Raw genomic sequence first — 24,716 nt, 5'->3', positions numbered from 1 at the left:
GGAAGTCGCGACCGTCAGCCGCGTCGACGACATGGAGTTCAAGCGGACGTACCGCTACATCGTCCGCGAACTCGGCCTCGCCGTCGCGCCCGCCGACCCCACCAGCTACGTCGGCCGCATCGCGAGCGAACTCGACCTCAAAGACGACGTCGAACGCCGCGCCCGCGAACTGCTCGACACCGCCAGCGGCACCGGGACCTTCAACGGGAAGTCGCCGGTCGGCCTCGCAGCAGCCGCAATCTACGCCGCCGGCCGCCTGACCGGCACCCGGTACACTCAGGACGACGTCGCCGCAGCAGCCGACATCAGCACGGTCACGATCCGCAACCGCTACCAGGAACTCCTGGAAGTCGCCGAGGACGCCGACGCAGCCTAATCGAAGCGAGCGGCTGCCGCTGGGACAGCGTCGACGCTTCACCTGGGCCCGTCTTCCGGCCCCCACCACGTCACAGGTTCGCAGTCCGCCCCCGAGACGAAATCGTTATTTGTACCCCCGGACTACGAACTGATGCGAGCGCTCCGTTGGTGTAGTCCGGCCAATCATCTTGCCCTCTCACGGCAAGGACTAGGGTTCAAATCCCTGACGGAGCATTCCTTCCTTCCGCCGACACGCCAGTAACAGCATGTCTGCGGCACCCACATCAATCCGACCAGCCCGACGCCGTTTAGCGGTTCCGGGACAGCGCACCGAGGACTCAGGAATCGCACGGAAGTGGTCGGCAATGAAAGACGCCGACGAGGTAACCGACCCCCTCCACGAAATCACCGTCCGCACGCAACCAACCGCCGAACGCCTCAGCGAACGCCGGGAAACCGACTCCAGAACCACGAGAGAGAGCTGCTTCAGCTGGCTGAACGAATTCGGGAGAGACCCACAGGAAGCGGAGGGAGACGCGCGCTCGACGCGAATTGATAGCGCCTCCAGAAGGACGTTCCCAAACCTGTGACTGACACTGATTACCACTCGGCATCCAGATTCGGAGCGTCACCCTGACGGGGTCACCGCCTCTGGTGGAGCGAACTCGAGAACGGTGACGTCGTCAGGCGATTCGACCGCGGCGAAGACCATTTCGTCCCGGTCGATGAAATCAGTGACCGTTCGCCGGAACTGTTCGCTGACCTCAGAGATCCGGCTGAACCGATTTACTGGCTGTGGCCGTGGCAGGGGAGAGTGGCTCGCCGGAGCTAGCGTCCACTGACCCAAGGCGAAGATGGACGCGACTCGGAGGAGTGACGCGGCGTTCTCCGTCACGATGGGGTCGTTTTTTTATTCGCCCCTGCCGTTGCCACCGCTTCCACCGAGCGACGTGCGGCCGGGCCAGGATTGCGACGATATCTCCCAGCCCCCATATAAGTAGGTTATACGCATAAGCTCCAGAACAATGCGGGTACGGTCTCCTATTCGTTCGTATGGCACTGAGAACCCATGTCGACGATCAGGACGGTGTGACTGACTCAAAATTCTACCTCCCTGTCGGTGTAACCCCGCCATTCGATGCCAGTCGGTTCAAGCGCGTCTGGGCGAGGCTGTTCAACCACGCCGTCGAAGCACCGGAATAGATCGCTAATGACGGGAAACAAACACGCTCCGAACCACCCCAGTGTCGACCAATCGGATCGGACCGTTCCAAGGAATCTTCGTCAAACGGGCGACGCAGACGTCGACCTCTTGATCTCCACCCGGATTCGAAAGTCGCCGTTCTGGCACCTCTCCGTCGAGGAGGGGTGTCGGCAGGCGACGGTCTACAACGATATGTACCACCCTCGCGGGTACATCGACCCCGAAGATGGAGGACTGGACGCCGAGTACGAACTGCTGGTCGACGACGTGACGCTGATGGACGTCGCGGTCGAGCGGCAGATTCGTGTCGTGGGACCCGACGCCGAGGCGTTCGTCAACTACGTCATCACGCGGGACGCGACCGACATCGAGACGATGCGTGGCAAGTACGCCATCTGCTGTAACCAGGACGGCGGCATCCTCAACGACTTCGTCCTGTTGCGGCTCGACGACGACGAGTTCTGGTTCTCCATCGCCGACTCCGACCTGCTGCAGTGGTTGCAAGGGGTCACAGTCAGGACTGACTTCGACGTCGACATCGACGAGATCGACGTCTCGCCGATGCAGATTCAGGGCCCGAAATCCCCCGGCGTGATGGAGTCGCTCATCGGTGACGCGGTCGAGGACGTTCCGTACTACGGACTGCTGGAAGCGACGGTCAACGACGTTCCGGTGTTGGTGAGTCAGACGGGCTTCTCCGGAGAGGCAGGATTCGAGATATACGTCCGCGAAGCGACGACGAACGCCGAAGCGGTGTGGAATCCGGTCCTCGAAACGGTCAAAGCCCACGGCGGTGCCGCGACGGGAATATCCCATCAACGACGTATCGCTGCCGGAATCCTGTCGTTGGGACAGGACATGGACCACGAGACGTCCCCCTTCCAGGTCAATCTCGGCTATCAGGTTCCCGACGACAAGGACGCGGACTACGTCGGCAAACCCGAACTGGAACGCCAGAAGGACGTCATCGAAGACGGCGCGTTTCCGTTCACGCACAAACTGGTCGGCCTGAAGATAGCCGGTGAACCGATTCTGGACTACGCGCCGGACTTCTGGCTCGTCTCGGATCCGGAGACGGGCGACGAGTGTGGCTACCTGACGTCGGCGTGGTGGAATCCGGATCTCGAGACCAATATCGGCCTCGGCTTCGTGCCAGCGGAGAAGCTGCAGGCCGCGACCGACGTTCCGCTCGACGACTCGATATACGACGCTGACGTCGACGTGGAGTTCGAAGTACACCTCCCGGACGAGTACGCTGCGGTGCCCGGCGAACCCGTGTTTGCGACGCTGGCGAAGGTTCCGTTCAAAGCGTCAGTCAATCCCAGCGCTCGCGAACAGGCCAAGATTCACGCCAGGGACGAGATGAACGAGTGAGCGACGTGGCTCCGAAGACGGATTGTGACGAACGAAGCGGCGTCCTCCAGGACGCGACTCGGAGTCAGACAGTACGACGACCCGACACAGGGACGCCACCGTACGGCCACTATTACGACCCCGGTAGCAAGACTTCGCGGTACAGATTCTCACCGAACAGTTCAAGCGACTCTCAATTGTATGGTCGTGTACAGTCCAGCGACTCCCTTCAGAACAATGACCGATATTACGGCGGTCGTCAGAGCCGAGCATCCCGACATCGTGCTCACGGGGACGGTTAATCACGACCGGAGTTCGAAAATCAAGTCGGTCTCAGAGGCGGGAACCGACCCGACGTCGGGGAAGTTCTTCTATCACATCGAATCGTCTGATTTCCGCCGATTCGAAGACGGATTACGGAATGACAGTACTGTTGGCGAATTCGAACGAGTCATAGAAACCGGAGACGAGAAGGCGATATACAGCTTCGAGTACACAGACGAAGCGAAACTTCTCTCACCAGTAATTTCGGCCGCGAACGGTGTCATCCTCGACATGGAGAACGACGGAAGCGCCTGGATGCTAACAGTGTGGATGCCCGACCGAACGGATCTCGTTCAGCTCTGGGACTACGCGAAACAGAACGACGTCGACATCGAGTTACTGCGCGTGAACGAATACGCTGGATTGGCTAATTCGGACGCCGGGTTGACCGATAGCCAACGAGAAGCACTCCTCGTCGCACTCGAAAACGGGTATTTCGAAGAGCCACGGAACGCGACGCTCGTCGAAGTCGCCGCTGAGCTAGACATCTCCCAACCCGCAGCCAGTGGTCTCCTTCGACGGGGCATCAAGCGACTCATCGTATCGTCCCTGAAGGATGGCAGTGAAGAGCCAGACTGAGCACGTCTTACCGCGAAAACTAGTACAGTGAGCGATATCGCCATCACCCGGAGTATCTGCCGCTGAACGGGTCGTATAAACTCTCACTCCTCGAGGGCGACACAATCGAAGACGACGCGTCACTGTCGGTCTCAGCGCCCGAAAATTGACCCACGCGATTCAAAGGCAATCCTCGCAACAAGTAACGACTGAACGGTAACTACAGTATATTGATTTCGTAGAGTGAGCGCTCGGGGTCCCAGTTCGAGACCGAGGCACTAGATATATGTTAACTGAGCACATACTTCACCGTCCAAGCTAGCAGAAAGAGCACGTCACCAGCAACGACTACGCACCTCATTCAATGACACATCGCATCTGCAAATCGGATGCGGACGAATTGCTGCCCCACTTCCAACGCCTGGGGCGAACGCTGCTCGCGCCCAATACCGAACCAAGAACCGGACTCGCACAACTGTTCGAACACGAAACCGCTGAATTCGACCTGAATTACGCGTTTCTATCGCACATCGATCTGGAAAAAGAGACCGAACGCTTCGAAATCGTACACGGCTGCCACGAGACGTTACAGCCGGGTACCGCCGTCCCACTCTCCAAAACCTACTGTCGGAAAACCATCGCGGACCCCGAAGGAACACTGGCCGTCAGTGACGCCCTCGCTGAAGGGTGGGAAGACGATCCAGCATATGAAACGTTCAAACTAGCGAGTTATCTCGGGACAACCGTCTCGGTGACCGACGAACTCTATGGAACGCTCTGTTTTGCGGATACCACCGCTCGTGATGAACCACTCATAGACACAGAGAAAGCCCTCGTCGAGATCTACAGCCAGTGGATCGAGTACATATTGGCCCTCTGGGACGACCCGCCGACTCGGAAGACGCGTGTCGATACTATCGCGGGACGCGCCATTTCTTCGGAAGCCATCGACTCGATGATGGACGCGCTCACAAGTCCCACCAGACGCAGTATCCTCATGACGCTGTTAGGCGGCACCACCGAAACCAGTATCGACACCCTCGAGCGACGGCTAAACTACGAGAACGAACGAATAGGGCTACGCCATCTCCATCTACCGAAATTAGCCAGCTCCGGATACATCGAGTGGGACATTCAAACAGATACCGTCTCCAGGGGGCCGAGGTTCACCGAAGTGGAACCACTCGTTCAACTGCTCGAAGAGTACGAAACCGCACTCCCCGAATAGACCCCCGACGGAAACTGTTCTTCCAGTTCTGACAGACCGTCTGTCGATCAGTACAGCCGAACAAGGGAGCGCGCCGGTCAGTCAACAACGCTGTACCTGTCAATAACGGCGAGGTAGGCAGCAGATCGCGATACGGACCCACTCAGTCGACAGGAAGACCCTCATCCCCACCGACGTTCGTGGTTTCTATCCCTTCCGAGAGTTCTGTATTGGGGTTTGGCATGTCTATCTTTCTTCGCTACACTACGAGATCCGCTGGCATCCCACCAGCAAATGCCATCGCAAGACCAAGGTCGGTCGTACCGAACAGATCAAACTCCTCACTGATTGCGTTCACCGAGCCCCCGGGAGGGAGTGTTCAGATACGGGCGGCGGACGGGGCAAAAGCATCTCCGAGTGGTCGGTCCGGCGGTTCGCCATCGAAGTGGGGTGGCGGCTCGTCCGCTGTCGCGATTCCGAGTGGGTAGCGTAGCGGGCATCGTTCGGAGCAGGTTATACCCCGGTCTAGTGATTGATTGCAGTCGAGTTTCGACTGTCTGCAGTTCGGCTCTGAATAATTTACATTTGACTGTCTAATTCCACGTCCTACCTGATTACGTATATACTTAGAGTTGGCCCAGTTCACGTGTGAATCGGTCCGAGATCTGCGAGTGATATCGTCCAGTTGCACATGCAACAACGCGATGGTAGCGACGAGAACCAGACTGTCTCCCGGGGCACGCCCCCCTTGAAACCAACCAGAAGAAATATTTATTGTTATTTATATTTACAGAAAATAGCCGTAAGAGAGGTTATACACGGTTTGTAAGAGCAGACACGCCAGACGGTCGGTTCTACTGGACTCTGGAACGAGCGCAGACCCCCGGCGGCTTCCCGGACCGGATTGCGTCGTAGAATCTACTGAAGATTGTGGTCCTGAAATCGGCTGTGTTCGCTGAACTGTTCAAGCAGTCCACCAAACGCCTAAAATTTCTATATAGTTAAGATAGTTAGTAATTATTGGTCGTCCACCTGGATGCTGAGCATCGTCAGACATCCCGGGTTCGCCTCTCGATGACAATCTCGAACCTAATCGGAAAAACAGCCGTTGACGTCCAAGTGGCATGGTAGCAACAGACCGCATTCCCTCAGCGATCGATCCGCATCTGAGCGTCGCCCAGTGAGAGCACGCGGAGAGACATGATTCGGTTGTGTGAGGTAGAGCAAGGAGGAAAACACGCGACACAGCGGAATTTGCGCCAACAGCGACGAGAGGCTACAGCAGTTCGACGTGCACGACGCTCCTCGGCGCTGATTCGGCTCGAGCTGCGCGATTACCGCAAACGCCGTCAGTCGTCAGTCTGCGTTCGAGCGGCGGCCGTCTGCTGGTCGGCGGGTTCGTCGGGGGTCAGGTGGTCGACCTCCTCGGGGAGCCCGAGGTCCGTCTCGACGTCGCCGTCGATGTGTGTACGCCCGCGACCGACACTGACCTCGTTGTTGAGGTGGAGTCGGACGGCTTCGACCAGTGCGTCGGCTTCCAGGGGTTGGCCACGTTCCTCGAGGTCCGCCTCGGTTGCGTCGTCGGGAACGTTGAACGCGCGCTGGGTGATAATCGGGCCCTGATCCAGGTCCGGGGTGACGTAGTGCGCAGTCACACCGGCGATGCGCACGCCCTCCTCGATGGCCTGCATGTACGCGGATGCGCCGGGGAACGCGGGCAGCAGGCTCGGATGGACGTTGATGATGCGGTTGGAGTACCGGAAGACGACTTCGGGGCTGAGAATGCGGATGTAGCGCGCCAGCGCGATGACGTCGACGTCGTATTCCTCGAGGAGGTCGAGCAGTTCGTCCTCGTCGGGCGTCCCTTTCTCGTCACCGACGTCGTGGAACGGGACGTCGTACGCTTCGACGAGTGGAGCCAGTTCCGAGTGATTCCCGATGACGACGTCCACGTCTGCGCTCAGATCGCCTGCGTCCGTCGCTTCGAGCATCGCTTCCAGGCAGTGGCTCTCTTTCGTGACGAGAACCGCGATCGACTGTGCCGCATCGGCGCCGGGAAACCGGACCTGAACGTCGACGCCGAGTTCATCGGCGAGGTCCGACAGGTCCTCGCGCATCTTCGATTCGGTGCACACCATCTCGGACGTATCGACGTGCATCGTCATGCGGAAGACTCCGTCCTTGACCTCCTGGTCGAGATCTTCGATGTTGATGCACCGGTCGAACATGAGTGAGGTGATCTCGGCAATGAGACCAGTGTCGTCGTCACCGACTACTGTAATTTCGGTATTGTCGAGACTCATTGTATCCACGGCGTACACGCCGTCATTGGGCACCGTTTCGTCGCGGTGTGCAAAACGTTGTCGCTCCACCACAATATATCCACAACGGTGGGGGAAACCAACGCAGAGAACGGATTCCGAAGGCGGCCGGTCGTGACGTAGTGGAGGCAATTCAACTGGCGGCTCCCCGTTCGTATCCCAGCGGGGGATAGCGGAGTCCCCTAGAACGGGTATTCGCGTGGTTCGTGCTGGATGGAGATCCACTTCGTCTCCGTGATCTCGTGGAGGAACGCGTCGCTGTTGTACGTCCCGACACCCGATGCGCCGATACCACTGAATGGGACGTGTGCCTCGTCGTTGATCGGCTGGTCGTTGATGTGGACGTTCCCAGTGACCATCCGGTCGGCGATGTCCTTCGCCACTTCGAGGTCGCTGGAGTGCACGGAGCCCGAGAGTCCGTAGTCCGTGTCGTTGGCGAGTTCGACGGCTTCGTCGACAGTGGAGAACGGGATGACCGGGGCGATCGGACCGAAGTGTTCGTTACACGCCGCCGCCATGTCGTTGGTCGCGTCGGAGATGACAGTCGGCTCCACGACCAGCGAGTCGTCGACGCCGTCGAGGTCTACGATTCCACCGCCCGTCTCCAGCGTCGCACCGTTCTCCAGGGTCCGCTCGACGTACTCGAGCATCTCGTCGCGCTGCCCCTCGTCGATGATCGGGCCGACGATCGTCTCCGGGTCGTGTGCGCTCCCTGTCGGCAGCGACTCCGCGCGGTCGACGAGTCCGTCGACGTACTCGTCGTAGATGTCCTCGTGCACGATGTGTCGATTGATGGAGATGCACACCTGGCCCTGGTGGACGAACGAGCCGAACGCCGCGGCGTCGAGCGCTCGGTCCAGGTCGGCGTCCGCGGTCACGATGTGGGCGTTGTTGCCGCCGAGTTCCATCGCTGGCACAGCGAGATTCTCGCCGGCGATACCCGACACGTGCTGGCCGACCTCCGTGGAACCAGTGAACGCGACGACGTCGCTCTCCGGGTGGCCTGCGATTCGGTCCCCGATTTCGGAGCCTCGTCCGGTGACGACGTTGAGAACACCGTCCGGGAGGTCGGTCTCGTCGAACAGCTTCGCGAACAGCAGCCCGCCCGTGATGGGGGAGTTCGTCGACGGTTTCAACACGACGGAGTTCCCGGCCGCGATGGCGGGTGCGACCGCCCGCATCGAGAGATTCAACGGGAAGTTCCACGGGGAGATGACTGTCACGACGCCCTTCGGGTGCCGCTCGAGGAGGTTCTCCTTCCCGGGGATGTTCGACTCCGCCTGTTCGCCCTTCATGCGTCGCGGCAGCGTCACGGCCTCGTTTCCGTGGTCGTTGGCGATGTGAATCGACGTGTGTCCCATGATGCTGGAGCCGCCGACCTCGGCCGCGAGGAGGTCGACAATCTCCTCGCTGTGCTCGTTGAGCGTGTCGAGGAACTCCTGCACGACCTCCTGTCGGTGAGCCGGTGGCTGGCTGGCCCACTCGCCCTGGGCTGCGGCGGCAGCCTCGTAGGTGGCGTCGACGTCCGCCTCGTTGCCCGCGGGCACGTGCGCGACAGGCTCTCGTGTGGACGGATCTTCGACTGCGATTGTCTCCCCGCTGTCCCCGTCGACCCACTCTCCGTCGATGTACAACGACGTCCAGTCCGCGTCGATCGAGTAATTTGTAACCATTAGCATGCTTGTCATTGATTAACAATTATTTAGTTTCGGGGAATGAGGAGGTTTTCGCTGGTAGCCTCCGAGGGGCGCCCGGAGAACAGTGGGACTGCGTCGCCGACGATTCAGTAGTGGACTGCGTTTCCGGGAGTGAGTCCGCCGAGCCACTGGCGGTCGTCCAGGTCCGTCTCCTCCCACTCGATGGGGTCCCAGTCGGGATCGAAGACGAGATAGCCGCCGTCGTTGAACTCGATCCGGTGTCCAGTCGTCGTGTCTCGGGCGTAGAGGAACTTCCCGCGCGAGATGGAGTGCTGACCGAACCCGTCGATTGGGACCTTGTGTTCCTTCATGGCGTCGCCCGCCTCGAACAGGTCCGCACCGCCATCGACAGTGTAGGCGGTGTGATGGACTGCGGGCGGGGCCTGGCCGCTCTCGTTCTGGATGACGGCAGCCTCGATTTTCGTCCCCGACGCGCTGAGGAACGTCCCCCACCGGGAGCCGTCTTCGAGGTTGTACCGCTCGTGCATCTCGAAGTCGAGGTGCTCCTGCAGCCACTCAGCGCAGTCACGGGCGTTCGGGTCCCAGATCTGAACGTGGTCGATTTGGCGTGGCGCGACGGGATTCGTTGTCGTGGGCGAGTACGTTCGATTGCGGAGTCTCGACCGACGCTCGGCTGGCGGGTCGGGCTTCTCCATCTCGAAGTACAACTCGAACGTATGCCCGTGCGGGACCTCGAAGCGAATTGCGTCACCCTGACCACGTTCCTCGTCTTCGGCTACCCACCTGACGTCGACCCCCATGTCAGTCAGTCGCTCGGCGTACTGTTCGACGTGTTCGGGCTCTGCAGTCTGCCAGCCGATGTGCGCGACGCCTGCCGAGTCCCGCTCGGTGAGACTCAGCGAGTGATGTGCGAATTCGTCCATCGCCCTGAGGTACACCGTGTCCGCGGTCCGCTCGACTTCCTCCATCCCGACGGCGTCGTGGAAGAACTCCATCGAGTCCGCCAGGTCCGGCGTTTCGAGTGCTATGTGGCCGAGTCGTGCGAGCTCTGGGGCCATACTGCAGCAGTTGTCGGGACTGTTTACTAAAGCATTTGGGTGATTCCCACCCCCTCCGGCCGGCGGGTTCCACGGAGCCACGCGTAGACGGTCGAGGGCACCGGAATCTATAATGTGGTCGTTGTTCCAGTACCGACCACGATGGATCAAAGCAACAGCGTTCGACGAGCACTCGAGAGCGGCGACGCCGTCTACGGAGCCAAGTCTTCGACGTTCCTGCCGAACGTAATCGAGGTGTACGGCGAACTCGGCATCGATTTCGTCTGGCTCGACTTCGAACACACCGGGCCGAGCCCCTACGACAGCAGCGTGTTCGAGGACCTGACGCGTGCGGCCGAAGTCAGCGGGACAGAACTCCTCGTTCGATTGCCCTCGGCGCACCCGCCACTGATTCGGAAAGTTCTGGACGCCGGTGTCCGGAACCTCCTCATCCCCCGGGTCGACTCCGCAGCTGACGTTCGCACGGCCGTGGAAGCGACTCGATTCCGGTACGACGGTGAACCCGGCCAACGCGGCATGGCAAGCGGTCGTTCCCGCACGTGGGGTGCGTCGGAGAACTACGTCCGAAGCGAGGACGAGGAAGTGTGTCTCGGCGTGATGATAGAGAAGACGACCGCGGTGGACGAACTCGACGGCATCCTCTCGGTGCCGGAACTCGGCTTCGTCTTCATCGGCCCGGGCGACCTGTCTGTACAGATGGGCCATCCAACGAACCGGGACCACGACAGCGTTCAGAACCAGATCTCGGACGTCGAGGACGCTGCTCGTTCCGCCGGCGTTCCGATGGGGTGTATTCGAAACGACCCGGAGGGGGTCGAAGCCGCAGTGAACGACGGCTATCAGGTGCTCCGCATGGGCGGGGACATCAGTGCCATCCGCGAGACACTCGGCGAGCGCCTTCGCGCGATCTCCCCGTAGCACGCTCGTACTCTTCGACTAGCTTCTCCGAACAGTCCGAGCCTCGTCGCTCCGCACGCGACCGGTGCGTCACAGTCCGAACTACCCCTCTGAATTTAATAAAAAATGATTTATACCACAAGTGCAACGTGGTGACTGTTGTCATGGTAAGCGCACACACCGATAGGGCAGCTAGTACAAATCGCCGGCAGTTCCTCAGCGCCGTCGGCGCGGCAGTCTCGGCGACCGCACTCGCCGGATGCTCCGCACTAGGTGGCGGCGACAGCGATTCGGCGAAGCTCGGCCTCCTCACGTCGCTCAGTGGGCCGACGGCTGCCACCGGACAGGAGATCGAACGCGGCGCCGAGATGGCGCGCGAACATCTCGACGGCGAGATTCTCGACTCCGAGTACGAACTCGTCGTCCAGGACACCGCATCTGAACCGTCGACTGCCCTCGACGGCGCCCGGACGCTCGTCGAACAGGAGAACGTCGACGCCATCATCGGCCCGTCGCTCAGTTCGTCCACCATCTCAGTCATCCCGTACGTGCAGGAGGAGGCCCAGATCCCCATCATTCCGACGCAGGCGTCCTCGAACGACGCCCGCGAAGGCGACAACTGCTCTGACTACTCGTTCTTCCTGTTCCCGAGCAACAAACACACCGTCCAGGCGGGGACGGACTTCCTCTACGAGATGCCGGACCTCGTCGACAGGGACTTCGACCACACCCGGATGCACTTCTTCTCCCCGGACTACGCGCTCGGCCAGAACAACCTCGAGTTGCTCGAGGACGCCGTCAGCGACCGCGGCGGCGAAGTCACCGGGAGCACGCTCGTCCCGCTCGGAACCCAGGACCTCTCCTCGTACATCTCCGAGCTCAGCCAGACCGACGCCGACGTCATCACCGGCGTCATGACGCCCGGCATGGCCATCCGCCTGATTCAGCAGGCCCAGGACTACGACCTCAAAGAGGAGAAGGTCATGATGTTCAACTCGGGGAAGCCGGTCAATCAGACGATCCAGGCGAGCGTCGGTGCCGCGGCGGACGGCTGGTACGGCACGACGTTCTACAATCCGGTCAGTGACCGCGAGATCAACCAGACGTTCAGGGACCTGTATCCCGCGGACAGCGACCTCCTGCCGAACGCCTCCTGTGCCAGCGGCTTCGAGGGCGTTCGCGCGCTCGCGAAGGGGATGGAGGAAGCCGGCACCACGAACGGCGACGACGTCATCGACTCGCTGTCCGGCATGAACTGGGACTCCGTCTACGGTGACTCCACGTTCCGCGAGAGCGACGGACAGATCGACCTCGACTTCGTCGGCGCGACCCGCCGGGACAGCGAGTTCGTGTCCCTGGCCGAATATCCCGGCGTCATCCCAGACAGTAACTGCTGAATCGGTAGCGGAGCGTTCGCGGGCGTCGTTCGGTTCTACTCTCTGCGGCCCTGTACTCGACGACCAGTACCACGACGTACTCGTCGTCCCGGACAGAGGACGCGTGGATGGACGTCGGGTTCACAAATCCGCGTCGAAGGTCGTCTGGAGCCGGAGAAGTCGAACTGTGAGTCGTTCGCCTGACCCGCTCGTTATTCGTCGTCGACGGCCTGGAAGCGGCGTCCGTCGGGGTCGCGGAAATTGAGAATCGTACGCCCCGTCTCCTCGACGTCGTAGGGACCGACGATGGAGTCGACGTCCTGGTCGCCGAGTTCGTCGGCGAGTTCGTCCAGGTCGTCGTGTGCGTACGCAATGTGGTTTATCCCCGGAACTTCCTCGCCGTCGACGGTGTGAATCTCGAACAGCGGGCCGTCGGAGTCGGTCGGCTCGAGTTCGAACGATTCTCCGTGGTGTTCCGTCCTGCGGACCTCCTCGTATCCGAGCTTCTTGAGGAAGTCGGCCATCTCTTCGGCGTCACTCGCTTCTATCTCGATGTGGTCAATCTTCCCGACCATACTCCACGGCACCGACTGTCAAGTAGTAAGTATTGTGATCCCCGCCATCACCGCCGTCGTTCGAGGGCCGAACGGGTGCTCCGCCGGACGGTCACCGGAGGCGATTGCGGATCGCGCCCATGACGCCCTCCGGGAGCAGGAAGACGAACCCGACAAAGAGGACACCGAGGACGATGAGGTAGCCTTCCGGCCACACGTTCCCGAGATAGTTGTTCACGATGTGGAGGACGATCGCGGCGATGAACGGCCCCACGAACGTCCCCGTACCGCCGACGACCGTCCAGATGATGACTTCGCCGCTGAGTTCGAACGACATCATCGACGGCGCGGCGAGCCCCACAGTGCCCACGAAGAGCGCGCCGGCGAGTGCGGACGTCACCGCGGAGAGGACCCACGCCACGAGCTTCTCCCGGTCGGTGTCGTACCCGAGGTACCGCATCCGGAGTTCGTTCTGCCGGGTCGCGTGGAGGACGGAGCCGTAGTCCGACCGCAGGAGCGCGTACAGCCCGATCCCGAGGGCGCCGACGACGAGCACGGTGACGTAGTAGTACGGGACGGTACCCCCCAGGTCGACGCCGAGCATCGACGGTGGGGAGAAGTACCCGAGCCCGTTCGAACCGCCGGTCAGAGACGTCGCCACGTAGGTCGCGTCGTGGGCGAGCACGCCGAACGCGAGCGTGAACAGGACGAAGTAGACTTCGCCGATGCGCCGCTTGATGGGGCCGTATCCGATCGCGACTGCGACGACGGCGGCGACGACGACGGCGAGGGGGAAGCCCAGCCAGTAGGACACCCCCCAGTCGACGACCACTTTCGCGACCGAGTACGCGCCGATGCCGAAAAACGCGGCCGGCGCCAGCGAGAGGAGGCCGGTGTACCCCAGCGCGATGTCCAGGGAGATCGCCAGCAGGCCGTAGATGAGCGCCTGCGTGAACACGCCGACGAAGTAGTTCGTGCCGACCGCCGGCAGGACGAGGACGGCGACGCCGAACGCGACCCACAGCCACCGGTAGGACTCGCTGACGTACGCGCGCAGCCCCGCGGACCGTTGGCTCATTCGAACACCTCCGGCTTCCCGAAGAAGCCACGCGGCTTGTAGAGGATGAACGCCATTGCGGCGACGAACACGGTCAGTTCGACGTACGTCGGCGCCAGTATCAGCCACCCGAAGGCGGTGATCTGGCCGACGATGATGCTGACGACGAACGACCCCTTGAAACTCCCCATGCCGCCGACGATGATGACGAGGAACGCCTGCACCATGTAGCTCGTCCCCATGCCGGGCGTGATCGACGTGATCGGGCCGACGAGTCCGCCGGCGAGCGCGGCGAGCGCGGTCCCGAGTACGAACGTCAGCGTGTACACCTTCCTGGAGTTCACGCCGAGTATCTCCGCGGTGTCCGGCTGGATCGCGGTGGCGTGGATCTCGAGGCCGAGTCTGGTTCGCGTGAGGACGAGCCCGATTACGAGCGCGACGGCGAAGCCGATCGCGATGATGAGCAGACGGTGTTTCGGGTAGGCAACTCCGAGCAGGTCCATCGACCCCGGGAACGGGGCGGTGAGCGAGCGGGATTGGTCGCCGAATCGGAACGACAGCAGTTCCTCGACGACAAGGTGAATCCCGAACGTCGCGAGGAACCCGAGCAGTGGCTCCTCGTAGAGGTGATGCAGTATCGTCCGCTCCAGGAGGAGCCCGAACACGGAGACGACGACGATGGCGGCCACCAGCGACAGCCAGAAACTCCCGGTGACGCCGACGAAGACGAGGGTCAGGTAGCCGCCCAACGCGACCATCGCGCCGTGAGTGAAGTTGATGAGGCCGATGAGGCCGAAGATCAACGTCAGTCCGCTCGCAACGAGGAACAGAATCATCCCGTTGCTGAACCCGTTCAACGCGTACGTGATTATTTGGTCAGACGTGAGCAGCGGTGTCAGATCCATTGTCGTTACCCAGTCGACGTCGTGGCGTTCGCATCATCGGTACGTCCGCCGCGACGTCCCCAGTCCATGGTGTCTGTCATCATCAAGTACGTTACCGGCTATCTTCACAGGCTAATATATCTTCCTGTGGCTGTCACGCTGACCGCTCCTGTGGCGATTCCGCTGGCCGCTCCTGTGGCGGTGCCTCCGGCTTCTCCTGTGACTTCCGCGCGTCGTTCGCACGTGCGAGCGTAGTGAAAGTCGCCCGCCTGCGAGCGCTCTGACAGTCGTACCGCTTGCGAGCGCTGTGGCAGTCGCACCGCCGTCACACGGTCAGGTACATCTCGTGGAGTCCCTCGTCGCTGAGGAACTCCGAGTCGCCCTCCGCGACGATCTCCCCGGTTTCGAGGATGTAGCCGCGTTCGATGAGCGGGAGCGTCTTCTTGATGTTCTGTTCGACGAGGAGCACGGTTCGGTCCTGGGACGCCAGGTCTTCGAGGGCGTCCATGACGTCGTCGACGATAATCGGCGCCAGTCCCTCCGTGGGTTCGTCCAGCAACAGGAGGTCGGGGTCTCGGACGAGGGCTCGCCCCATCGCCAGCATCTGCTGTTCGCCGCCACTGAGCGTCCCGCCGCGCTGGTCACGGCGCTCGCCCAGCCGGTCGAACCGGTCGAACACCGACTGGATGCGCTCCGCGACGACCTCGTCGGAGAGCCCCTTCGGCGTCGACACTTCGAGGTTCTCGCGGACGCTCAACGCCGGGTAGATCTCTCGGTCGGCCGGCACGTACGAGATGCCCTCGCGGATGAGTTCGTGTGGCGGCCAGTCCGTGACGTCGCGGTCGCGGAATCGGACCGTGCCGGTCTTCCGGTCGATCCGGTTGAGGAGGCTCTCCAGGAGCGTCGTCTTCCCCATGCCGTTCCGGCCGAACACGCCGACAACGTCGCCCTCGTTGCAGTCGAATGAGACGTCGAACAGCACCTGACTCTCGCCGTAGTACGCGTTCAGGTCGTCGACGTCGAGAAGCTTACTCACCGAGATACACCTCCTTGACGCGCTCGTTCTCCACAATCTCGTCTGGCGCCCCGGTCGCGAGCAGCGACCCGCCGTGGAGCACGCTGATGCGGTCGACGAGGCGGCGAACCAGGTCGATGTTGTGCTCGATGATGAGGATCGTGTAGTCGCCGCGCAGGTCGTCGATGATCTGGCGCAGGTCTTCTGTCTCCGCGCTGTTGAGGCCCGCTGCGGGTTCGTCGAACAGGATCAGGTCGGCGTCCAGCGCAAGCACGAGCCCGATTTCGAGATATCGCTGCTCCCCGTAGGAGAGGTTCTTCGCGACTGTCCCCAGTTGCTCCTCGAGGTGGACGACGTCCGCAATCTCGCTGATTCGGTCCTCGTGGTCGCTGTCCCCGTGGAGGATGCTCGTGACGGTCGTCGTCGGGTCACGCAGCGCCAGGTGCAGGTGCTCCCTGACGGTCATCTCGGGGAAGAACTGGACGACCTGGAACGACCGCCCGACGCCGCGCTTGGCGATGGTCGAGGGGGACAGGCCGGTGAGTTCCTCGCCATCGAAGCGGACCGACCCGGAGGTCGGCTTCAGCTCGCCCGTAATCAAGTTGATGAGCGTCGTCTTGCCGGCGCCGTTCGGGCCGATGAGGCCGTGGACTTCGCCTTCTCTGACCTCGAGGTCGAGGTCGTCGATGGCGACGAGCGACCCGAACGTCTTGTCGAGGCCGTCGACGGTCAGAATCGAGTCGTCCCCGGCGGGCCGGCGCTCCCTCGCGTCCTGCGACCCGGAGGACAGCTCCGATTCCGTCGAATCAGGCATCTGTATTCACTTGTCGCTCAATTATTTCTGACTGCATTAGTCTTTTCGGGGGTGTGGACCGGCGGGCGGGTGCTGGTTCGCGGCGGTGCTCCGGGCGCGAATCCAGGGCCGACGATGACGGGCGGGAAATCGACGCCGACGAGTGGGGGCCACTGTTCGGTTACCTGTCGTCGGCGAGGTACGGGCTGGGCTGGACGGTCGCGTTGAACTCGGTCTGGGTGTGTCGTTCGACGGTCGGGTTGAGCGACTCGCCGCCTTCCTCGCCCCAGACGAGGGTGACCCTCGTTCCCGGGTCGCTGTACTCGGTGTCGATGGAGCAGATGGACAGCAACTCCCGGTCGCTGTACGAGTACGCGAAGCTCTTCGAGATGCCGACGAGTGCTCCGTCGACGCGCACCTGGTCGTGGTGGCCGCCCCAGCGGTCCCGCGGGAGGTCGAGGTACTTGTACGGGAGGTGGTCGTCCTGGAACAGCGACCCGAAGATGTCGACGGCGTCCTCGTCGTCCCAGACGAGCGTGACGCGCGTCCGGTCGGGGTTCTCGGCTTCCGCTTCGAGGGCGTCCCGTCCCACGAACTCGTGGTCGAACGCCACGAGGTGCCCGTATCCGAGGTCGAACGGGCTGACGTAGTAGTCGCTGATGTCCTCGGAGGCGAAGCTGCCGGCGACGGAGTACGTCGCCTCGTAGCTGTCCGCGTCGAGCCACTCGCGATACGGCTGTAACTCCTCGTCCGTGTAAATCGCGGGAACGTGCGTCGTCACCCATCCGAGTTTCACGCTGAGCGGCTCGTAGGCGCGCGTTCCGAGTCGCCGAATTCCGTGCGGTTCGCCGGCGTCGAGGATGGCGTCGCGGACGTCGTCGCCGTGCTCGTAGGGGCCCTGCAGTTCGAACCCGGCCTCGCCGGCCATCCCGTGGCGGAGGGCTCGGACGTCGTGGCCCGCGATGGTGACGGGCTCGAAGTTGAAGAACGGGATGTCGGTGAGGTCCTCGTCAACGAGGTTCTGCATCACATCGAGTGCGTTCGGGCCCTGCACCTGGTACGTGAAGAAGTGGGGGCCATCGGGATTTCGGGAAGTCTTTGGGTGGATTTCCTGGGCCGCGTCGTAGTCGCCGGTGTCGATGTGGTAGGCGATCCAGTGAGCGGCGGGGACTTTCCCGCTCAACACGAACGACTCCTCGCCGAGGCGCTGGAGGATTCCGTCGCCGATGAACTTCCCGCTCGGGGTACACAGCACTGCCTGCTTGGCCTGCCCGACGTCGAACCCCTCGAAGCTGTTCGTGCACAGCGACTCGAGGAGGTCGAACGCCGCTGGGCCCTCGATGACCTGGTCCATCTGGTGGTGGGAGAGGTCGGCGAGCACGCACGTCTCGCGGGTGGCGCGGAGTTCCTCCATCCAGTGCGTGTACTCGCGAGCAACGTCGCTCGGCCAGACCCAGCGCCCACCGACCTGCTGGAGCATCGTGATCGGGCTGTCCGCCGCATCGAGCGCTGACTGCAGGCTATCGTGAGCCATGCACACGTGAAGCGGACACACTCCCATAAGTGTTACTTGGCTGGGTTGTTCAGGAGCGGTGAACCAGTACCCACCCAACGTAAAGGTAGTATTTCGGCAGTGACAGCGGTCTAGAAACGGTATTCGAGTTTCGCGTGTAGCCGAGATCTGCACTCAGTTATCACGATATGGGGAACGCTCTTGCTCCGTCGTTCAACACTCCTGAACCCGGGGGAAGGTCGTGCGCGACACCTGTCAGGGGGCGAGAACAGCGCCGGTACTCACACGCCACTCCGCGAGTACGTGAGTCGCAGTTCGATCTCGTTCGCGGCACCCATCACCAGTTCCGGGAGTTCCGCCTCGAATCGCTCACCCACGAACCGGGTCGCTGGCCCGGCGAGACTGATCGAACCCACGACCCCGCCGTCGATTGTGACCGGCGCCGCCACTGAGTGCATGCCCGCGATGGACTCCTCCCGCGAGGTCGCGTACCCCCGCTCCCGAATCCGCGCGAGTTCGGCGCGGAGTTCGTCCTCGCCGGTGATGGTGTTCGGCGTTCGCTGCTCGAGCCCCTGGGATTCGATGACTTCCGTGATTCGCTCTTCCCCGAGTTCCGCCAGGATGGCTTTCCCGCTGCCCGTGCAGTGCAGCGGCGACCGGTCTCCGATGGAGAGGTCCGTCCGAACCGACCGGTCGCCCTCGCGGCCGTAGATGTACACGCCCTCGTTTTCCTCCTCCACGAAACAGGCGGCCAACTCCCCCGTCGAGTCCGCCATGTCCTCGGTTTTCCACTTGACCGCCGGGAACAGCGGGTGCGTCGACAGCGACGTGAATCCGTACTTCAGAAACTGGAGGCTGAGTTCGTATCGTCCACCGGTCTTCGTCACGAACTGGTTCTCGTACAGCGTGTTGATGTACAGTTGGATGGTGCTCTTCGGGATGTCGAACTCTGCCGCCAGTTCCGTGACGGTCTTCCCGCCGTGTTCCTCCAGGTGTTCGAGTATGCTGAACACCTTGTCGGCGGATTTCAGGACGTTCGTCGTGGATTCCATGTCGTTTGCGAGGGCAGCGACGGGTATAGTCATTACTCACCAGCGTGCAGTCCGCCCCCGCTCTCGACACAGGGACGTACACTCACAGACATCATCGAACGGACGTACACTCACAGACATCATCGAACGGACGTACACTCACAGACATCATCGAACGCTGCGGGTCGTAGCGGGCCCGTCTACGGACTCGCACTACGTCTCGTAGTTCGCGCCGGCGAGGGCTTTCCGGTCCGCGATCGCTATGGGGGATGTTCGCTAGCGGCCGACATCCCTGTCGGACCCTCGCCCGCAGACGCATCCGAATTAATCGGAAATTACATTACCGCATGGCTGGTACTGTCACCCAAATCATGACGTCACTCACCACCGTCACGCGCGCCTTCGAGATCCTGGACCTGCTGTGGAAACTCGACGGGGCTGGCCCGACTGAAATTGCTGCGGAGCTCGACGTGCCCAACAGCACGGTGTACGACTATCTGGAATCGCTCACGGACACGAAGTTCGTCAACAAGGAGAAAGGCGAGTACACCATCAGCGCCTACTTCCTCACGATTGCGGGGCGGATGCGGTACAGAAATCGGCTGTTCCAGCTTGCACAACCCGAGATGCGGCGCCTCTCGGAGAACACTGGCGAGCTGATCGGCCTGACGGTCGAAATGGGAGGAGTCGGAGTGATTCTCCACCAGGAAGGTGGTGACCAGGCGCTCAGCCTCGGCACCTATCCGGGAGCGTCGACGCCGCTACACACCGTCGCGACGGGGAAAGCGATTCTCGCGAAACTCTCGGAAGACCGCATCGACGAGATCCTCGACCAGCGGGGGCTCGAAGCCAGAACCCAGCACACGATAACTGACCCAGGGCGGTTGAAAGCCGAACTCGCCGAAATCCGGGCGGACGGATACGCCGTGGACTGGGACGAACAGGTAATCGGCATGGGAATGATTGCCGTTCCAATTACGGTCGAAGCGGAGGTGCTCGGTTCGATTGGGATCGTCGTCCCAACGAAACGCATCCAGGACGAAGCGTATCAAGCTGACCTCCTCGACCAGCTCCAGGAGGTCCAGAACACTATCACTGTCAACTACCAGTACGGCCAGTGAGTCCCCTGCCCCCGAGTACGGAACGTATCCGAAACGTTCGGACGAGTTGGTCGAACTGAGCGGATTGCGGTCCACTGAATCGTTCCCGTTCAGCGCTCCGAATTGACTGCGCGACACCATTACATCTATACACCTGTAATTCGGGCGCTCCCCGCGACAACGTTGCTCCCCTTCCCAAGACGCTATGCACACGAATATTACAAGCATATATTTGTAAGGACTTGCCGATGTGCCGCAGACCCCCCGCGGCCCTGTATCCGAATATATCGGATTAGTGTTGTCGTGGGGCTCGAAGTCCCGCGTCGTCCCAAGACCGGACAACTGATTCGAGACCAAGCGGGCAGTGCGCCAGTAGAACGCTCCGGGCACCCACTTGCTAGGAGTGGCGATGTTCCGTCTCCGGCGGAGACAGCTGAGAAGTCGCTTGCAGGTCCGTCCGCTCTCGGGAAGCGTCTATTCGTCGCCCTTCGCGCTCATACGGTCCAGTTTCCCAGTCGCCGTCCGCGGCAGCGGGTCCTCGACGAAGTGGTAGGAGCGGGGTCGCTCCATGCGAGCGAGGTCGTCGCTTTCCAGACACCACTCGTCCAGCGTGTCCGCGCTCACGTCCGAATCCGGCGCGTAGACGTACGCCGTAACTTTCTCACCGTATTCGTCGTCTTCCACGCCGACGACGGCGGACTCCTCGACGTCGGGGTGGGCGTTGAGTCGCTCCTCGATCGGGGTTGGGTACACCTTGATTCCCTTCGACATGATCTGAAAGTCGCTTCGCCCCTCCAGGTAGATGAAGTCGTCCTCGTCGCGATACCCGAGGTCGCCGGAGTACCACCAGCCATCCTCGAACGACTGCTCGGTCTTCTCCGTCCGGCCCCAGGCCCACACCGGCGCGTCCGGTGCACGAACCGCGATCTCGCCGACTTCCCCGACGTCCCGGACGTCCTCGTAGGTCCCACCCGGGTCGACGATCCGGATCTGGACCCCCGGGACCGGCTTTCCGACGCTGTCGATGCGACCCGCCTCCAACTCGGCGTTGTTCATCACCGTCGAGTAGGCCTCGGTCGCTGCGTAGGAATTCTTCACGACCCCGCAGACGCTCTCCCGCAGTCGTTCCAGCGTGGTCGCGTCGAGGACCTCCCCGGCGGACGTGATCGCCTGCAACGAATCGAGGTCGTACTCGTCGAACGAACCCATGTTGAGAATCTCCCGCCACATCGTCGGCACGAGCAGCGCCGTCGTGAGTTCGTGCGTCTCGATCATCTGGAGATACTCTCCGGGGTCCCAGGTGTCGAGGAAGTACGTCGTGGCGCCCGTCAGAAGGGCGGGCAGCATCACGGAGTACCACGCCGCAAACGAGGGAGTGAACACGTGCGGCTGTCGGGTCGTCCTGTTCACTTCCAGCACGTCGACGAGCGTGCTCGCCCGCAGATAGAGCCCTCGGTTCGTGAAACACCACCCCTTCGGCTCGCCCGTCGTCCCCGACGTCCACATGATCGCGGCCGTGTCGTCCTCCATCGTCCGGACGTCGGGGGGTGTCGTCGAATGACCGTCGACGAACGTCTCGAAGGATTGCTGCCGTCGTGTTTGCGTCGCACCGGTGTTGACGACGACGTCCAGCGTCGTCGAGAGTTTGTCTGCCACTCGGTCTTCGAACAGTTCACTGGTCGATTCGTCGACGACGAGTGCGCGGGGTTTGCAGGCGTCGATGCAATGCGCGATCGTGTTTGGCGCCGCCCGCACGTGGAGATTCGACACGACGCAGCCCGCTTTGAGTGCGCCGTTCCACAGCGTCGTGTGTTCGATGGAGTTCTCGCAGAGGAAGACGACCCGGTCGCCCAATCCGATCGAGTCTCCGAACGCGTTCGCCGCCTGGACGCTCTGCTCGTCGAACTCCGCCCACGTGACTGTCGGGCCGTCCACCCCCTCCCCGAACGCGACTTTGTCCGGGGTGTTGTTCGCAGCGATACTCGATAGCTCCCGCAGGGACGGGACCTCAACGGTTGAACTCGAGTGCATACGTGGTGTGGTTGCAATTGTGTATCTTATAACTTCGGACGGGCCGCCTCGCCAAATCGACCTGAACGTCGCACGGACCCACCCCGGTTTGCGCTTGATTTGGGACTCGCTGTAGGTCCGTTCAGTCCTCCCTGCGCCGGGGTCGGTCCCGTCGCTTCCATCCCGTTCGACGACGCACGCGCGCCGAACCGGACCGAAACTACTTACGAGCGCACGAGAACGGGAGGGACGATGTTCGAGTACACCTGGAAGTGCGCTTGGGGTCACGCAGACCCGCAGGGCATCGCGTACTATCCGCGACTCGTGGACGCAATGCACCGCGCTGGCGAAGAATACATGGTCTCAGTCGGGCACGCGTACTGGGACATCCCAGACGAGTTCGGAATCCACCTGCCCCTGGTCGCAGTCGACCTGGAGTTCGAACGTCCCGTCGAGGTCGAGGACGAACTGACCATCTCCGTCGACCCTGACGTCGGGACCAAGAGCCTGGGATTGGAGTTCGTCGCGACGCACGAGGACGGCGGAACCGCGTTCACTGGCCGCGAACAGCACGTCTGCGTCTCAAAAGCCGAGACGGAGAGCCAATCGCTCCCGGAGGAAATCCGTGACGCCATCGAGGCATCAACTGACTAACAGCGGCCACCGACAGGCATCCAGAAGTTCGCGGCTACGAATCAGCGTTCACCGAGAGGAGTCGGTGTTGTTCCGCCGGGAGGCGGAGACGTCGCTGCGAATCCACTCTGGGGCCGCGTAGCCGGTGCTGTTCGGCCGGTAACCGGTCTATCCCCCAGCCTATCCAAAATTATATATACGGCACGTGAACAGGTACCAATGCAATCCAATAATGAGTAGCGATAGAGCCTGGTCTTTCAGCGACAGTATGGAGGAGGCGGTGAACGCGGCGGGAGACCCAGTCGAATTGATGCGCGACCTCGGGGTTGGCGAGTTCACGAAGGTTCCCGACGAGTTCACGCACTGGATCGAGGAGCAGCGCTCCTGGCGGGAGAACTGCGCGTTCGCCGACCAGTCCTACCACATGACGGACCATTACGTCGAGGGACCGGACGCGCTCGAACTCTACAAGGACCACGCGGTCAACAACTTCGAGAACTCGGAGCCAGGCACGGCGAAACAGCTCGTCGTCGCGAATCCGAACGGATACTTCATCGGTGACGCGATCTGGTTCCACCTCGGCGACGACGAATTCCTGAGCGTCGGCGGTGCCGCCGCACACAACTGGCTCCAGTACAACATCGAGACGGGGGACTACGACGTCTCCGGCGAGATCCAGAGTCGCCCGGTCCAGACCGGCGAGGACCCGAACAACTTCCGCTTCCAGGTCCAGGGCCCCGAAGCAATCAAAATCATGGAGGACGCGACTGACGGGCCACTCCCAGACCTCGGCTTCTTCAACTTCGATGCGGTCTCCATCGATGGCCACGAAGTCAATCTGCTTCGTCACGGGATGGCCGGCGAACCCGGATTCGAGTTCTGGGGCCCCTACGAGGAAGGCGAGGCAGTTCGAACGGCCGTTCTGGAGGCCGGCGAAGACTACGGCATCACGCGCCTCGGCGGCGAGAGCTACCAGACCCCGAACGCGATTCTCGGCTGGATTCCGCTCGTCGTGCCGGCCATCTACGACGAGGGCATGACGGACTACCGCGAGTGGCTGAACGTCGGGCAGGGACTGCTCTCGATCGGCGGGAGTTACGACTCCGACGACATCACGGACTACTACTTCACGCCGCCGGAGCTGGGATACGGTCACATCATCGACTTCGAGCACGATTTCGTCGGCAGCGAACCACTGAAGGACGAACTCGGCGACGCCGAGCGTGAAAAAGTCACGCTCGTGTGGGACGGCGAAGACGTCGTCGACGTGTTCGCCTCACTGTTCACGGACGGCGACACGTACCAGTTCATGGACCTGCCCCACCCCCGTTCTGCCGCGTGTCACTACGACGAGGTTTCGAAGGACGGGGAGACGATCGGCGTCTCGACGGACAAGAGCTACATCTACAACAAGCGAGAGCTGCTCTCGCTCGCCGTAATCGACACCGAGTACAGCGAACCGGGCACGGAAGTCACACTCACGTGGGGCGATCCTGAGGACACGGAGAACCCGCAGGTCGAACGCCACGTACAGACGGAGATCACGGCCACTGTGGCGAATGCACCCTACAGCAAGGACAAGCGGTAATCCGACGGCCAACGGTAGGTACGGCCGGGCCTCGGGAACGCGAATCGCCCCGTAGTAGCGCCGCGGTTCGATTCGCCACGGTAGCATTGCACTCGTGTCTGGCGTTGTGTACTCCGGCCGGTCCGGCTGGCTCGCCGGGCCAAAATATATACAACTACTGTCCGTCTTCGAACCCGGACCCATCGCTTCGGACCGGGCCCGGACGGAACGCGCGGACGGGACATA

Annotated in this window: 20 protein-coding genes, 1 tRNA gene and 2 pseudogenes; 11 read left to right on the top strand and 12 right to left on the bottom strand. The window is 61.9% G+C overall.

The window, feature by feature from the left end:
• The 6 genes and pseudogenes from GRX66_RS01420 to GRX66_RS01395 form a co-directional block, all read left to right on the top strand.
• Positions 1-376 (top strand): annotated as a pseudogene (locus GRX66_RS01420) (transcription initiation factor IIB 2); the annotation flags it as partial.
• Positions 377-516: 140 nt separating this feature from the next.
• A tRNA-Glu gene (locus tag GRX66_RS01415) sits at positions 517-591 on the top strand.
• Positions 592-722: 131 nt separating this feature from the next.
• Positions 723-947 (top strand): hypothetical protein, encoded by a 225-nt coding sequence (locus tag GRX66_RS01410; protein ID WP_159524912.1) that lies wholly within the window; start codon positions 723-725, stop codon positions 945-947.
• Between the two features lie 620 nt (positions 948-1,567).
• Entirely contained in the window at positions 1,568-2,935 is a 1,368-nt protein-coding gene (locus GRX66_RS01405; RefSeq protein WP_201292873.1) for a glycine cleavage T C-terminal barrel domain-containing protein, read from the top strand.
• A gap of 216 nt (positions 2,936-3,151) precedes the next feature.
• Positions 3,152-3,817 (top strand): helix-turn-helix domain-containing protein, encoded by a 666-nt coding sequence (locus tag GRX66_RS01400; RefSeq protein ID WP_159524920.1) that lies wholly within the window; start codon positions 3,152-3,154, stop codon positions 3,815-3,817.
• A 343-nt stretch (positions 3,818-4,160) separates the two neighbouring features.
• Positions 4,161-5,024, top strand: a complete 864-nt coding sequence (locus GRX66_RS01395) for a hypothetical protein (protein WP_159524910.1) — start codon at positions 4,161-4,163, stop codon at positions 5,022-5,024.
• Positions 5,025-5,265: 241 nt separating this feature from the next.
• Here the strand turns inward: GRX66_RS01395 and GRX66_RS20670 are convergent.
• The 4 genes and pseudogenes from GRX66_RS20670 to GRX66_RS01380 form a co-directional block, all read right to left on the bottom strand.
• Positions 5,266-5,361: pseudogene (locus GRX66_RS20670) on the bottom strand (trimeric intracellular cation channel family protein); the annotation flags it as partial.
• Between the two features lie 991 nt (positions 5,362-6,352).
• Positions 6,353-7,306 carry a formyltetrahydrofolate deformylase gene (locus GRX66_RS01390; RefSeq protein ID WP_159524909.1) on the bottom strand — a complete coding sequence of 318 codons (954 nt, stop codon included), beginning with the start codon at positions 7,304-7,306 and terminating at the stop codon, positions 6,353-6,355.
• 200 nt (positions 7,307-7,506) lie between these two features.
• A complete protein-coding gene (locus tag GRX66_RS01385) occupies positions 7,507-8,997 on the bottom strand; it encodes an aldehyde dehydrogenase family protein (protein WP_159524919.1) in 1,491 nt (496 codons plus the stop codon).
• A 110-nt stretch (positions 8,998-9,107) separates the two neighbouring features.
• Positions 9,108-10,040, bottom strand: coding sequence for a VOC family protein (locus GRX66_RS01380; protein ID WP_159524908.1), 933 nt, complete (start codon positions 10,038-10,040; stop codon positions 9,108-9,110).
• Positions 10,041-10,181: 141 nt separating this feature from the next.
• Between GRX66_RS01380 and GRX66_RS01375 the strand changes: the two genes are divergently transcribed.
• Both GRX66_RS01375 and GRX66_RS01370 read left to right on the top strand, forming a co-directional pair.
• Positions 10,182-10,958, top strand: coding sequence for an HpcH/HpaI aldolase family protein (locus tag GRX66_RS01375; RefSeq protein ID WP_159524907.1), 777 nt, complete (start codon positions 10,182-10,184; stop codon positions 10,956-10,958).
• Positions 10,959-11,101: 143 nt separating this feature from the next.
• Positions 11,102-12,334: an ABC transporter substrate-binding protein gene (locus tag GRX66_RS01370; protein WP_159524906.1), complete on the top strand. Its 1,233-nt coding sequence runs from the start codon at positions 11,102-11,104 to the stop codon at positions 12,332-12,334.
• Positions 12,335-12,525: 191 nt separating this feature from the next.
• Here the strand turns inward: GRX66_RS01370 and GRX66_RS01365 are convergent, their stop codons facing one another.
• The 7 genes from GRX66_RS01365 to GRX66_RS01335 form a co-directional block, all read right to left on the bottom strand.
• A complete protein-coding gene (locus GRX66_RS01365) occupies positions 12,526-12,888 on the bottom strand; it encodes a VOC family protein (RefSeq protein WP_159524905.1) in 363 nt (120 codons plus the stop codon).
• A gap of 91 nt (positions 12,889-12,979) precedes the next feature.
• Positions 12,980-13,945: a branched-chain amino acid ABC transporter permease gene (locus GRX66_RS01360; protein ID WP_159524904.1), complete on the bottom strand. Its 966-nt coding sequence runs from the start codon at positions 13,943-13,945 to the stop codon at positions 12,980-12,982.
• Positions 13,942-14,829, bottom strand: a complete 888-nt coding sequence (locus tag GRX66_RS01355) for a branched-chain amino acid ABC transporter permease (protein WP_159524903.1) — start codon at positions 14,827-14,829, stop codon at positions 13,942-13,944. The genes GRX66_RS01360 and GRX66_RS01355 overlap by 4 nt, the downstream gene beginning before the upstream one ends.
• Positions 14,830-15,133: 304 nt before the next feature.
• A complete protein-coding gene (locus GRX66_RS01350; protein ID WP_159524902.1) occupies positions 15,134-15,844 on the bottom strand; it encodes an ABC transporter ATP-binding protein in 711 nt (236 codons plus the stop codon).
• Positions 15,837-16,637 carry an ABC transporter ATP-binding protein gene (locus GRX66_RS01345; protein ID WP_159524901.1) on the bottom strand — a complete coding sequence of 267 codons (801 nt, stop codon included), beginning with the start codon at positions 16,635-16,637 and terminating at the stop codon, positions 15,837-15,839. The genes GRX66_RS01350 and GRX66_RS01345 overlap by 8 nt, the downstream gene beginning before the upstream one ends.
• Positions 16,638-16,797: 160 nt before the next feature.
• Entirely contained in the window at positions 16,798-18,150 is a 1,353-nt protein-coding gene (locus tag GRX66_RS01340; protein WP_233745222.1) for an aminomethyl transferase family protein, read from the bottom strand.
• A gap of 260 nt (positions 18,151-18,410) precedes the next feature.
• Positions 18,411-19,181 (bottom strand): IclR family transcriptional regulator, encoded by a 771-nt coding sequence (locus tag GRX66_RS01335; protein ID WP_159524900.1) that lies wholly within the window; start codon positions 19,179-19,181, stop codon positions 18,411-18,413.
• Positions 19,182-19,531: 350 nt separating this feature from the next.
• On the opposite strand from GRX66_RS01335, the gene GRX66_RS01330 reads away from it, so the two are divergent.
• Positions 19,532-20,281 carry an IclR family transcriptional regulator gene (locus GRX66_RS01330; protein ID WP_233745221.1) on the top strand — a complete coding sequence of 250 codons (750 nt, stop codon included), beginning with the start codon at positions 19,532-19,534 and terminating at the stop codon, positions 20,279-20,281.
• Between the two features lie 453 nt (positions 20,282-20,734).
• On the opposite strand, the gene GRX66_RS01325 is transcribed toward GRX66_RS01330, so the two are convergent.
• Positions 20,735-22,291, bottom strand: a complete 1,557-nt coding sequence (locus GRX66_RS01325) for a class I adenylate-forming enzyme family protein (RefSeq protein WP_159524898.1) — start codon at positions 22,289-22,291, stop codon at positions 20,735-20,737.
• Positions 22,292-22,522: 231 nt separating this feature from the next.
• On the opposite strand from GRX66_RS01325, the gene GRX66_RS01320 reads away from it, so the two are divergent.
• Positions 22,523-22,924 (top strand): acyl-CoA thioesterase, encoded by a 402-nt coding sequence (locus GRX66_RS01320; protein ID WP_159524897.1) that lies wholly within the window; start codon positions 22,523-22,525, stop codon positions 22,922-22,924.
• A gap of 247 nt (positions 22,925-23,171) precedes the next feature.
• Entirely contained in the window at positions 23,172-24,491 is a 1,320-nt protein-coding gene (locus GRX66_RS01315) for an aminomethyl transferase family protein (RefSeq protein WP_159524896.1), read from the top strand.
• Positions 24,492-24,716 lie beyond the last annotated feature (225 nt).

Source organism: Halobacterium bonnevillei (assembly GCF_009831555.1).
Classification (GTDB): Archaea; Halobacteriota; Halobacteria; order Halobacteriales; family Halobacteriaceae; genus Halobacterium; species Halobacterium bonnevillei.
The sequence above is the reverse complement of the archived record's forward strand: the minus strand, read 5'-3'. Positions and strand labels throughout refer to the sequence as shown.

Excerpts from the sequence above, each read along its gene's own strand:
- GRX66_RS01410 (WP_159524912.1), top strand. The coding sequence starts at position 723 with ATGAAAGACGCCGACGAGGTAACCGACCCCCTCCACGAAATCACCGTC.
- GRX66_RS01405 (WP_201292873.1), top strand. The coding sequence starts at position 1,568 with ATGACGGGAAACAAACACGCTCCGAACCACCCCAGTGTCGACCAATCG.
- GRX66_RS01400 (WP_159524920.1), top strand. The coding sequence starts at position 3,152 with ATGACCGATATTACGGCGGTCGTCAGAGCCGAGCATCCCGACATCGTG.
- GRX66_RS01395 (WP_159524910.1), top strand. The coding sequence starts at position 4,161 with ATGACACATCGCATCTGCAAATCGGATGCGGACGAATTGCTGCCCCAC.
- GRX66_RS01390 (WP_159524909.1), bottom strand. The coding sequence starts at position 7,306 with ATGAGTCTCGACAATACCGAAATTACAGTAGTCGGTGACGACGACACT.
- GRX66_RS01385 (WP_159524919.1), bottom strand. The coding sequence starts at position 8,997 with ATGGTTACAAATTACTCGATCGACGCGGACTGGACGTCGTTGTACATC.
- GRX66_RS01380 (WP_159524908.1), bottom strand. The coding sequence starts at position 10,040 with ATGGCCCCAGAGCTCGCACGACTCGGCCACATAGCACTCGAAACGCCG.
- GRX66_RS01375 (WP_159524907.1), top strand. The coding sequence starts at position 10,182 with ATGGATCAAAGCAACAGCGTTCGACGAGCACTCGAGAGCGGCGACGCC.
- GRX66_RS01370 (WP_159524906.1), top strand. The coding sequence starts at position 11,102 with ATGGTAAGCGCACACACCGATAGGGCAGCTAGTACAAATCGCCGGCAG.
- GRX66_RS01365 (WP_159524905.1), bottom strand. The coding sequence starts at position 12,888 with ATGGTCGGGAAGATTGACCACATCGAGATAGAAGCGAGTGACGCCGAA.
- GRX66_RS01360 (WP_159524904.1), bottom strand. The coding sequence starts at position 13,945 with ATGAGCCAACGGTCCGCGGGGCTGCGCGCGTACGTCAGCGAGTCCTAC.
- GRX66_RS01355 (WP_159524903.1), bottom strand. The coding sequence starts at position 14,829 with ATGGATCTGACACCGCTGCTCACGTCTGACCAAATAATCACGTACGCG.
- GRX66_RS01345 (WP_159524901.1), bottom strand. The coding sequence starts at position 16,637 with ATGCCTGATTCGACGGAATCGGAGCTGTCCTCCGGGTCGCAGGACGCG.
- GRX66_RS01340 (WP_233745222.1), bottom strand. The coding sequence starts at position 18,150 with ATGGCTCACGATAGCCTGCAGTCAGCGCTCGATGCGGCGGACAGCCCG.
- GRX66_RS01335 (WP_159524900.1), bottom strand. The coding sequence starts at position 19,181 with ATGGAATCCACGACGAACGTCCTGAAATCCGCCGACAAGGTGTTCAGC.
- GRX66_RS01330 (WP_233745221.1), top strand. The coding sequence starts at position 19,532 with ATGACGTCACTCACCACCGTCACGCGCGCCTTCGAGATCCTGGACCTG.
- GRX66_RS01325 (WP_159524898.1), bottom strand. The coding sequence starts at position 22,291 with ATGCACTCGAGTTCAACCGTTGAGGTCCCGTCCCTGCGGGAGCTATCG.
- GRX66_RS01320 (WP_159524897.1), top strand. The coding sequence starts at position 22,523 with ATGTTCGAGTACACCTGGAAGTGCGCTTGGGGTCACGCAGACCCGCAG.
- GRX66_RS01315 (WP_159524896.1), top strand. The coding sequence starts at position 23,172 with ATGGAGGAGGCGGTGAACGCGGCGGGAGACCCAGTCGAATTGATGCGC.